The sequence below is a fragment of the Succinimonas sp. genome, from assembly GCF_045225735.1.
GTDB lineage: Bacteria > Pseudomonadota > Gammaproteobacteria > Enterobacterales > Succinivibrionaceae > Succinimonas.
Window position 1 is genome coordinate 1 of sequence record NZ_JBGVBR010000162.1, and the last position, 11,800, is coordinate 11,800.

The following is an 11,800-nucleotide window of genomic DNA, read 5'->3' on the forward strand; positions in this document are numbered from 1 at the left end:
CCTCAGGCTGTGGAGGCTTATGTCAGCAAGAAAAATTTTTCAGAAATCGACATGGTCAAAAGAGGCATCATCAAACTTTATGAAGAGGATTTTTACAAAATCGACACGTACGGACGGCTGTCCAAAATGTACAATTCCATTCCGAATCAGCTGAACAGCGGCAAAAAGCGCTATGTGATTTCCGCAGCTACCAAAAAGCACACCACCTCAAAGGATCGAGAGAAGCTTTCTGAACTGGTGGACTCAAAAACAGTACTCATGTCCTGCAATACGACAGATCCCTCGATATCTCTGAGCGCTGCAGCGGATAATGATTCTTTCAAGCTTTATCTTGCAGATACCGGACTGTTTGTTTCGTTATTGTTCAATTCTCAGGATCGTACCGGCAGCAACATATACAGCAAGCTTTTGAGCGACAGCCTGGATGCGAATCTGGGGTATCTTTACGAAAATGCCGCAGCTCAGATACTGGCATCCTGCGGCTGTAAGCTTTTCTACCACACCTGGAAGAAGGAGAACAGTAACCACAGCTATGAAATTGATTTTCTGATAGCCGCTCATGCCAAACTCGTACCGATAGAAATCAAATCATCGGCAATAAACAACCACAAGTCAATTACGGCTTTTTCAGAAAAATATTCCAGAAAAGTCTGGCGGGAATACCTGTTCTCACAGCGCGATGTCGGCCATCGGGAACAGCTGATTCTGAAACCGATCTACATGCTCCCCTTTGCGCTGGAAGAGCTTCTGGAAAACCCCGAACAGATCACTGCTCCTCACAAGGCCTGACAGCAGATTGGAAATGTCACCGATCCTGCTAAAACACTGAATACGGACAAATTGAAAAAATCAGCTTAGGATTTTCTTTATTGCGCAGGCTATTAAGTCAATGCCGGCGCCCGCAAATCAGAACTGTTTGCCTTTCTCTTCCGCCAAACATCCTCTGGAGAATATGCCATTGTTCCTTATCTGCCGTAAAAGTTCATATGGCCTCCGGCATTGACCGCCCTGCTATTTTTTACTCGGTCGCAGCCGACTCGGCTGTGTCCGAGTAAAAACGCGGCTTCTCCGTCTGTAACCCCGCCTGCCGCACCGGGACTTCCGGTTCTGCTCTGCTGCCGCTTCAGCTCCCATGCTCTCCCCGGTTTCCGCTTCCTGAAATCACGGGGTTACTTTGCAGGCTGCCTTTTTTCCAAAGTCACCCACATGGCAGGACGAGCGGTTATTCCCCCGGCATCAACATTCTGAACGTTATTATATGTGCCATCGGATCGCACCACTCCGGAATAATGCCGCGGCGCCCTGGTCTGTTCCTCCGGCTGTTTGCCCGGTTTCCCGCTGCCGGAGAGCCACCAGTCCCCGAAGCCGTCCGCGCTCCGGCTGCCCTTCTCTCCGGCATAGGACGTAATCCGGCACCGCCGGGCGGCATCATCGGGGAAATACGCCTCGGCTTCCGCGGCATCCAAAAGAAACACCCGATCCCCGCCGGATCTGCCGGGGGATTTCACCGAGGCTATAAGCCTTCGGTCTGCTTCCGAAAACGTCTGCCGCAAAAACTCCCCGTTAAGCCATTTCCGGATAGCGCTGTTTTCCCAGATTACCTGAGCAAAGCTGTCATGGAAGGGACGGGAATCAATGCAGTTTTCGGTTATGAGGAGAAACTTTTCCCCCTCTCTTTTAAGAACCCGCCATTTAAGCGGCTCAGGAGTCCGGTCAGTTTCCGGATACTGTCCGAAGAAAACCGGATCGCCGGGCTCGGGAAGATACCCTCCGGCATCGCTTTTCATAAGATCGGAAAGATTTTGGGTTTCCGGGAGAGCGCTCACGATCCCCCGGCATATTCCCGGGGCATCGCTAAGACGCAGGCACAGGCTGTAGGCATAAAGCGGCTGTTTCATAAGGAAGAAGATAAGAAGAGCGCCGATAAGGAAAGCCCCCATAATAAAAAGCTTTTTTAACGGCCGCGGTTTCTGAACCCAGACATCTTCGTCCGAAATCATAATTTCTTCGGCGGTGTCTTCCGGGGCGGCCGGGATCTCTTCCCGGTCAGGATCCGGGCTTACGGGCCGAAATCCTTCGGGGGTGCGTACGTAAATTACGTCGTCATCGAATACACTGTACTCGTCATCCTGAAACCGGGGCTCCGGCTCTTTCTGAGGCTGCGGTTCCGGGGCAGCCGGAATCTCTTCCCCGTCAGGAACCGGGCTTATGGGCAGAGATTCTTCGGAGGCGCTTTCGAAAAAATCATCCTCCTCAAAAACACTGTCCCCGTCATCCTGAAACCGGGGCTCCGGCGGCTCTTTCGGAGGCAGGGGCTTCTTTTTCAGGCTGAACCTTTTTGCCGGAGCCGCAGCTCCGGGATTCTCTCCCTCATCATCTCCGGCCTCTTCCGGTACGCTCCCCAGAATATCCAGAAAGATCCCGGCGATTTCCGGGGTATCCCGCTCCGGCAGGCTCCGGGAGAAAAAGCGGAGATCATCACAGGTCTCCCGGATAAACTGCTCCCGGGAGATCACGTTATAGCGGCAGTACTCCGGAAGCCGGTTCCGAAGATCCCGGGGATCCTTAAACACCGCACCCCGGAGGGCCAGCATTCTGACGGAGGAAAAGGCGTAGCCCAGCATGTAGGCTTGCTCCAGAAGAGAACCGGAGCTATCTTCCCGGTCCCGGCGCGTTCTTATGCCTTCCAGTATCCCGAAGGCGCGGGAATCGAAAATGACCTCTCCCGCATACATTTCCAGAATACCGTGCTGAAGCAGCAAGGCCGCTTCATTGATAAACGGGGACGGCTTTGCGGTTCTGAGGCTTTCTCCCGCGGCATATCTGTCGATGCTGACATTGACGGCTTCATTAAGGAGCGCCTCCCCGAGCTCCCGAAGTCCGGAGTACTCCCGCCCGCCCAGGAATACTGACCTGAGTCCCGGGGCCAGCCGGTACATAAGACGCGCAAAGGCAAGATAGTTCTCCGGATCTCCCTCAGACCTGAAGCTTTGAACTGCGATTCTGCAAAGATACTGAAGACGGGGATCCTCGTTCCCGAAAAAATCAGCCAGCCTTCCGGACTGAAGCTCCGAAAGGCCCTCTCCGGGAGAGAGCATCATGGCTCGGACAAGCCCGGTCATCTCGGAATATCCGGTACCGTTAAAAATGTAAGTTTTGCTGTCAGACAAATTCATCATCCGGCGTTATTATCTGGCATCAGCGTCAGGCATTGCTTGCCATAAAAGGCAATGCCGTACTTTTTGATGTCCTGATAACCGCTGGCTCTGTAGCGGTATTCGTACTTTTTGTCATCAATCTGTTTAAGAGCTTCCCGGCACATTTTTTTAAAAGCGTTGGGAGTTCCGATCTCGCATTTCTTAAATTCCAAAATGACAGCTTTGCCCTCAAATACTTTACTGAGAATGATGTCTGAGAACCCGTTGCCAGCATCCTTCTCAGATTCCATCTCCACTCTGTTTATCCGGTTTCTGGCGGTTCCTGCAGTTCCGGCGGCAATACCGAGAACGGATGTCATGAACCCGTGATAATACCCCTCGCCGCTCATGGCATCCCGGTTGCTGATAAATCTCATGAGCATGTCATCTATGATATCCTGAACCTTTTTGGCATCCCCGGAAAACAGAGCCTCCAAAAGCTCAGCGGCCCTTTGAGTCCATTCCGGATTATCCTTGCTGAAAATGCTCTCCGCCTTCTCAAGGAAGCTTTGCAGTACCTCTTTGTTAGGAATTTTAATCACAGCTTTTCTGATGATCTCTTTATCGTCAGATGAGGAGTTACTGTTCTTGGAAGGAGCTGATTCAGCCACGTGAGTGCCCTTTGCCACCGTAAAATACCCGGTATGCAGCATCATAGTGGCAAAAGTGTCAAAGCTGGTATTGCCATTTATCTCCGGATAGGCGGTGAATGTTTTGAGGGTGATGGTCTCCGTGCCGTTATGCATGAGGTTTTCTATCCTTTCGAGATCTGAACTGTCAGGATACCTCATGCAGATGTCAATAATGTCGTTCCCGCTGGAATTTGCCCAGTAGTTTTCCGGCTGGAAGGTGGCAGGATTGTTGTCAGGACGGAGAGCCCGGGACATGAATTTAATAACGCTCCATGGGCACAGCATGCCAGTACCGGCAAAATTGTAGCCGTCATACCACTCTGTAACATCAGGAAGGCGTGTTTCCATCCCGTACCGTTTCAAAAGACCTGCGGTTTCGTCTTTGGTAAGCCCGATAAAGCCGGAATAAATCGTATCATTAATGCCATATGTGTCAAAGTTGTTGACTCCTGTGAAAATGCTCTGATGGGCGATGCGGAGGCATCCGGTGACAAAACCTTTGAAGATGTTCGTATCATTGTCCTTCAGAGCCGAACTAAGGATTAGCCGGATAACATCGAGCATATCGGTGTAGTAGCCGCGCGCTGTGGCTTTTTGCAGGGGAACATCGTACTCGTCAATGATAATTACCGGATCTTTATTGAAGGCTTTTTTCAGGCAATTGGCCAGATCCTTTATAAACAGATTTATAAGGGATGCCATACCTTCGGCAAAGGTACCATCACGTTTAAAAATACGGGTTTTACCATGCTTGCAGTCCTTTATTCTGCGCAGGAACACTGTATCCAGCTCTTTCTTTTTCGTAAGAAACTCAAACTTGGCAGCCTGCTCTGCAAATATACTAACAATCATCTCCACGGCATCCTGGAATGTTTTCCCCTCTACATCCTTAAAAGATATGCTGATAACAGGATAACGTCCCATGTATTCATCGCAGAATGCTTTGTTCTTATAGATAGCGAGATCCTTAAAGAGTCTCTCAGGCCGGCTTCTGTCCTCCGGATTCTGGTAGTTCATTTCCAGAAAACAGGACAGCATGCTCATGGTAAGAGTCTTACCGAATCTCCTGGGTCTCAGTATCAGAGCTACCTCTGTTCCCGAGTTCAAAAGTTCCTCCAGATAGGAAGTCTTATCAATGTAGACCTTGCCTTTACTGATGAGCTTCTCAAAATCAGTCATGCCTATCGGAAAAACATCCCCAGTGGCCGCCGCAGCCTTCTTAGTTCCCATAACCGTTCCTTAAAAGTATAAATTTTGAATAACCTTGTGCTAAAAAAACCGTACCGCTAATCTCGGAGAACGCCCCTGTGGCAGGGAATCCTCTGGATATTGCTACCTCTGACTATTTGCCAGAAAATGTCAATCAGCAGGGGGGTTACCTTGCAGGCTTCCTTTTTTCGTCATTACTGACAAACAAGAAAGAATGCAAGGATAAAACCAGCATTAAAAGCACAAACACCATTTAGAGTTCTGAACCAGACTCAATACTGTTCAGCCTGCGAGTTCCGGCCGGCCCTGCCCCGCAGCAGAATGCCGGCTTTCCTGTATCAGGACAGGAGCTCCAGAAGCTCCTCGGAGGACAGGCTCATGAGAGACTGGCTGTTTCCTTCCAGAATGGACTCTGCCAGATCCTTCTTGGTCTCCTGAAGCTTCAGGATCTTCTCCTCGATGGTGTCCTTGAGAATGAGCCGGTACACGGTGACATTCCGGGTCTGCCCGATGCGGTGGGCGCGGTCAGTGGCCTGATTCTGCACCGCCAGATTCCACCACGGATCGTAGTGAATAACCGTATCGGCTCCGATAAGGTTAAGTCCGGTGCCGCCGGCCTTGAGGGAGATCAGGAATACCGGAACATCCCCCTCGTTGAACTCATGAACCATGGTAATGCGCTTTTCCTTGGGAGTGCTGCCGGTGATCTTGAAGTAGGAGATGCCCCGGGAGGTGAGATCCTGTTCCAGAAGCTCCAGCATGGAGGTGAACTGGGAAAACACCAGCATGCGATGGCCGCCGTCAATGGCGGTTTCCACGAGCTCCATGCAGGCCTCTCTCTTGGCGCTCTCCTTGGCATAGTTCTCATATACCAGGGAGGGATCGCAGCAGATCTGCCGGATCCGGGTCAGCTCGGCCAGGATCTTGATCTTGTCCTCGCCGCTGTCTCCGGAAAGCTGGATCATCTTCTTCATCCGCACCACCTGGGCATCATAAAGCTTCTGCTGCTCCCCGGTGATTCTGGTATAGCGCACCTCATCGATCTTGGCGGGGAGGTTCTTAAGCACGTCGGCCTTCTTTCTCCGGAGGATAAAGGGGGAGGTCATGTTCTTAAGCTTCGCGATGGCTGCTTCGTCCTTGCCCTTGGTAATGGGGGTCTCGAACTTCTTGTTAAATTCCGCATAGCTGTAAAGGAAACCCGGCATGACATAATCAAAAATGCTCCAGAGCTCGGAGAGGCGGTTCTCAATGGGAGTGCCGGTTAGAGCGAAGCGCGCCCGGCCCTTCACTGACTTCACCGCCTTGGTGTGTCCTGCCTTAGGGTTCTTGATATACTGGGCTTCGTCGATGATCAGAAGCTCGAATTCCAGATTCTGGTAAAGAGCGATGTCCCGGGTCAGGAGATCATAGGAGGTGATAAGGACATCCTTGTCGGAAAGATCGCCGAGATACGCCTTCCGGACAGCCAGGGTGCCCGCCACCGGGCAGGCTCTGATGTCCGGGGTGAATCTCCGGAACTCCTCGGCCCAGTTATACACCAGGGAGGCCGGACAGACCACCAGGGAAGGCTTTTTGGCCCCGGCATCCAGGGAGGCCTTGATCACGGAGATCATCTGAATGGTCTTCCCGAGGCCCATGTCATCGGCCAGAATGCCGCCGAAGCCGGCCTGCTTCACTGTTTCCAGCCACTTAAAGCCGTGCTTCTGATATTCCCGGAGCACGTCCTTAAGCACATCCGCAGGCTCGAAGTCGGAATCTCTGATGGAGTTAAAGCTTCTGATAAGCCGGCGGTAGGTGTTGTCGCGGCTCATGGCCAGACTCTCATGCTCCTGCATCAGCCGGTCGAGATAGAGAGCCCGGAAGAGCGGGAGCTTGGCCTTCTTCTGAATCACCTCCGCCGGCACCAGATCGATCTTTTCCAGAAACTCCGTGATCTCCTGGAGCATGTCGTTATCAGTCAAGTCAATAAATTCGCCGGACTTGAGACGGAACCACTTCTTTTTCAGGCGATAGCTGTTCATTACCGCCAGAAGCTCCTTCTTATCCAGCTCCGCTGAGGTCACCGTGATATCCATCATGTCGCTGTCCACGGAAACGCCGATCTTGATCACGGGAGGCTTCTTGACCTTGAGACTGTTAAAGGCCTGGGTGCCCCGTACCGTCCCGAAATGCTCCAGGCGCTCCAGACTCCGGGACAGGAAGCCGAACAGGATATCGTCATCCACCGTCCGATGCCAGTACTCGTCCTTGTCGGGAGCCAGGAAGAATCTCCGGACCTCCTTCACCACCCGATCCTCCTGCCGGATATCCCGATAGGCCCCGGATCTGTCCTTGTCGGCGGTAATGATATAGGGCTTGCCCTCATAGCTGACCTGAAGCCGCAGGGTGATTGCGGAGCCGTCATAATCCAGGAAGAACTCGAACACCGGCTCCGGATTAAGGTACTGATCCAGAAGCCCCTCGGTATGATCCTGGACATCCACGAAGGGGTTATCCATCAGCACCGGGAGAATGCGGTAATAGAACTCACTGAGATTCGGCCGGCCCACAAAGAGGTAGAAGCGGCCGCTGTTGTCGGCAATGGAGGAAAACGGCGACAGGAGCTCCCTTTCCCGGCCGGATATTTTTTTCAGGGTCTTCGGAGCCAGAATGTATTTGGCCACCGTCCCGCTCCTGATAGTGGGAATGACCCCGGTGAGACTGATGCCGGTAATGTTGCCCCGGGCATCCCTAGTGGTATTAAGGTTAAGCTGGAACCGGAGATCCGCATCGGCTCCCACTACCAGAGTGTCCTTGATGCCGTTATCCGTATCATCATACTCCGCGCTGATGCCCTGGGCTTCCTCGTAAAAATTGTCCAGTTCATGTCCCAGAAGGGGCATTTTGGCTGATACCTTGGGTTCCAGATAGTCGTATTTGGAGGCGCGGGAGACCGCAACGTAAACGTCGGATATGGCGTCATGTCTCTTAAGGATAAAGCGGAACAGCCTCATGCTCTCCTCGTTAAATTCCTCCTCTGCGAAATTCAGCATGGTGTTTTTGGAGAGCTCGAACAGCCGGTTGCCCCGCCAGGCGCGCACCAGACTCATGATATTCTTGATCACATAGGATCTCTTCTCCCCCTCCCGGCCGATCTTGAAGCACAGGGCGGTGCCATCCGCATCAGTGACAATCCTGGGAGTCAGGGTGAGATGGTTCTTAATCTCGGGAACATCGTCGGAGACGGCGTCATCCTCCAGCTCATTTTCGCGGAACTTTTCAATAGATTTGAAAAAGGCGGTGGCGTTGTCGTCCGTGGAATCGCTGATCTGCCCCCGGTTCTCAATATCCTCCCAGAGCTCAAGCACTGCCAGGAGCTGATATTCATCCAGAAAAGTCCGTCCCCCGAGCTCCTCATCCTTATAATCGGAGGGAATGCATCCGGCCTTGGGATTGTACTGGGCATCGGCATCGAAATAAGTGAGCTCCCAGGTGATGCTGCTGCCCTGCATCTCGCATTTTGCCTGAAAGGAGCCGGGATAGACCTTATAGTTGAAGGTGGCCTCGAGATAGTAATCATTGGTGCGCTTTACCCGGTAATAATGCACGTCCGCGGTTACGGGCTTTTGGGTATCCGCCATAATCTCCCGGGCGATATCCATGGCCGCCTTATTGGTAACGCAGTTCTCGAGGTAGCCGGCCATGTCGAAAAACACCAGCCCCTGCTGATCCCCGAGGCCCTTCCGGTTCCTGAAGAAATCCGCGGCCGGCAAAAGATCTCGCGGGCTCTCCCGGCGGTATTTAAGAATGTCCGCAAGATAACGATGATACTGCTCCCGGCTGAACCGGCAACTGTAGGTGTAGTTGTTTTCCTGGACCCTGATGCTGCCGAGATCCCGGAAGGTTTGGATCAGAAGCGCCGCCCCATGCTCGCAAATACCGGCGGATTGACTGTTTTTGCACAGCTTGCAGGAGCAAACTGTCTGATCGGGCTTATTTCCGTAGAGTTTCGGGAAACCAGACACCTTGCAATCCCAGCTGTCCCAATAGGAATATGAGCGGGCAGTTTTGCCGGATTCAAACCGCCCGTCAACCCAGGCGGGAACAGTGGTCATTCTCCGCTCCGGGGTGTCATTATAGTAATTGAAATAGGGTTTATAACTGACAACCTTGACTTTGGCGGCCGCCTTCAGGGTTGCCTCGTCAACGAAATCATGTATGGTAAAGGTCTCCGTCAGCTGAGGTATATCCTTCTGGGTTATTTTCTTAATTATCATATGATCTCCCCCATTTCTGCTTTAACCACTGATTTAAACTGTCAGCCTGCCGGAATCCCCCGTTACTGACAATCATCCTGATCTGTTCTGAACAATACTGAACTGCAAAGGCTTAACATTTTCGCACCCGTTATTCGCATTATTTTCATCATCACTTCCAGCACTGCACCGCATGAGCGGCACCAGGCGCTGACAAAGGTCTCCGCGCCCCGCCGGGTTTCCGCGGGGCCGGCAGTCATCTGGGTTTCCGGGTATTATTTGCCGTTAGCCTTTTTCCGGCCGGAGGAAAAATGCGATCCCGAAAACACCGCCTGAGCAGCATCATCGCTGTCGTCTTCGCCATCCTCGCCATCATCCTCGCCATCATCCTCGCCGTCATCTTCGCTGTCGTCCTCGCTGTCAGCGGCGCCGGCAATTTCCTCCGCTGCTTCACTGAAGGGCTGCATGATAAGCTCGTCCTTGTCATTGATTTCCACGGCCACCAGCTCCGAGGTGGCGGTATTGCCGAAGGAATCCTCAAAGGTAAAGCCGAAGAGCATTTTGATTTCCCCGATCTTCTCATCGGTGATCACGGAATCCTTCCGGTAAACAAAGGTATCGATATCCACCTCCTGCTCCTCGTCGTCTCCGGTGAGGCTGGAAGCGCTGAATACCGTGGTGATCTTGTCTCCCGGCTTCAGAATGTTGCTGAAGCGGCCCGGAACGCCATTGGCGGATTCCCGCTGCACGCCGGTGATGGAGTACTTCTCGGTTTTGAAATCATAGGACACCATCATGTTGTAGGGATGGCCGTTGATCTTGACGCTGCAGTCATAGTTAACATAATCATCGGTCACATTAACCACGGTAAGGGGCAGGAGATGACCGTCCAGAGCGGCCCAGGTGCCGTCCAGGGTGTCGGTGAACACGCCCTTGTCCCAATCGGCCTCCAGGCGGACATCGGATCCCACATTGACGAGAATGCCCTCGGGGGTATCCTTTGAAGGGGGCTCGTAGAAAAGGACCTCCAGCTTCACCGTGCTGATAAGGGGCAGGATCTCCTTAGGCACCTTAACATAGGCGTTGGAGTCGCTGTCAAAGGCCACCTTGGCATCCTCAAGACTGGCAATGCCCTTTTTCTGCAGCGTCTGAGCCTGCTGGGCAAAGGCCACGAGCCCGCCGGTGCCGGAACTGAGACCGGCGGCAAAGCCGGATCCGAAATGTCCCCCGGTGGTTGGCTTAGGCTCCGGAGTTTCCGGCGGGGTTACCGGTGCAGGCGGAGTCACAGTTCCCCCGCCGCTCCCCGTGCCGCTGTCCGCATAGCCGTCATATTTTCTGCTGATATTCTGCATCTCCTTCAGGAATCTGTGGCTGAAGTCGATCTGATCCCCGATTCTCTCGGCATCATTCTGGTTAATAGCCCCTAGCTGGAGACCGTAGGCCAGATTAAGGGAGGTGGGAGTGCCCTGCTTGAGAACGTACTTAAAGGGATCCTTCCAATTATCCAGAGGATAGTAGACAGACACCCCGGAGCCCTTTTTATAGCGGCCGTTTTTGCTGTAGATGACGTATTTGTCCAGAGCGCTCAATACGGCCTTGGCCTCCTTGGGGGCCAGGCTCTTCAGGTTATTCACATACTGGCGGAGATCAATAACATCCGAATAGGGTTTTCTGTTCTGTCTCCCGTAGGACTCGGATTTGTCCGCAGCCCGGGCGACCTTGGAGAGAAGAGCGCCCTGCTCGTCAAAGGCGTCCAGAATGGTGATGCCGAGTTCGTCATAGGCCAGCATAAGATCCGGGAAATGATCCAGGGAGACCGCGGACAGAGTGCTGTTGCTGTCCACGGAATATTTCTTCAGATCCTGATGATAGGTGTCCACAATGGATTCGCTCAGCTTTCTGAGGCTCATGCGGGGATTCTTTTCCAGAGAGTTAAGCCACGGGGTGTAGAACCAGCCCAGACTGGGCTCGGACTCCTCCGAGGCAATCATCACGTGTCCCCAGCGGTTCATATGGTAGCCCGAAGCCAGGGAGCCCATAAGACAGGCGTCAAAGCCGATGATGTCAAAGGGCTTTTCCACCCTTCCATAGATATTCTGAAAAGCCCCGTTGATCTCGGACATCTCCAGAAAGTCGTCGGAAAAGTTTTCATCATAGCCCACGCCGCCGGTGGGGCCGGCCCCGTGGTTCCAGAAGATAATCATGCGGCGCTCGGGGTTATAGCGGGACTCGCCGAATTCCAGGAAGCGGGACAGGGTGTCCTCCCGGCCCATGCTCTGATTGTTCCAGCTTTTAAGAAGCTTAATGTCGTGATCCTTGACCTCGTAGATCTGAATCTTGCTGCTGGACACCACATCATTCTTCCAGTCCCTGGCGCCGCCGGTCTGCACCAGAAAGCGGACATTCTTCCCGGCCATGCTTTCGGCGATTTCCTGAAGATCCGAGGTGGCGCTGCCGCCGGAATCCTTGCTGCCGTCGCCGGTCTCCAGATCGGAACCCACGAGATAGAAATAGATAAGCCAGGGCA

The 11,800-nt window shown here is 53.0% G+C and carries 5 protein-coding genes; 1 reads left to right on the top strand and 4 read right to left on the bottom strand.

All coding sequences use genetic code 11. The features are described 5' to 3' along the window. Positions 1 to 789 (top strand): DUF4143 domain-containing protein (locus ACJROR_RS05740; protein ID WP_406546249.1); only part of this gene is annotated, 789 nt, incomplete at its 5' end. Between the two features lie 380 nt (positions 790 to 1,169). Here the strand turns inward: ACJROR_RS05740 and ACJROR_RS05745 are convergent. From ACJROR_RS05745 to ACJROR_RS05760, 4 genes are all read right to left on the bottom strand, one after another. Further along, complete coding sequence (locus ACJROR_RS05745; protein ID WP_406546250.1) at positions 1,170 to 3,122, bottom strand: DUF6273 domain-containing protein; 1,953 nt, start codon at positions 3,120 to 3,122, stop codon at positions 1,170 to 1,172. 53 nt (positions 3,123 to 3,175) lie between these two features. Beyond that, entirely contained in the window at positions 3,176 to 5,059 is a 1,884-nt protein-coding gene (locus ACJROR_RS05750) for an AAA family ATPase (protein WP_406546251.1), read from the bottom strand. A gap of 317 nt (positions 5,060 to 5,376) precedes the next feature. Further along, positions 5,377 to 9,294: a DEAD/DEAH box helicase gene (locus tag ACJROR_RS05755; protein WP_406546252.1), complete on the bottom strand. Its 3,918-nt coding sequence runs from the start codon at positions 9,292 to 9,294 to the stop codon at positions 5,377 to 5,379. Positions 9,295 to 9,548: 254 nt separating this feature from the next. Further along, positions 9,549 to 11,800 (bottom strand): clostripain-related cysteine peptidase (locus tag ACJROR_RS05760; protein ID WP_406546253.1); only part of this gene is annotated, 2,252 nt, incomplete at its 5' end.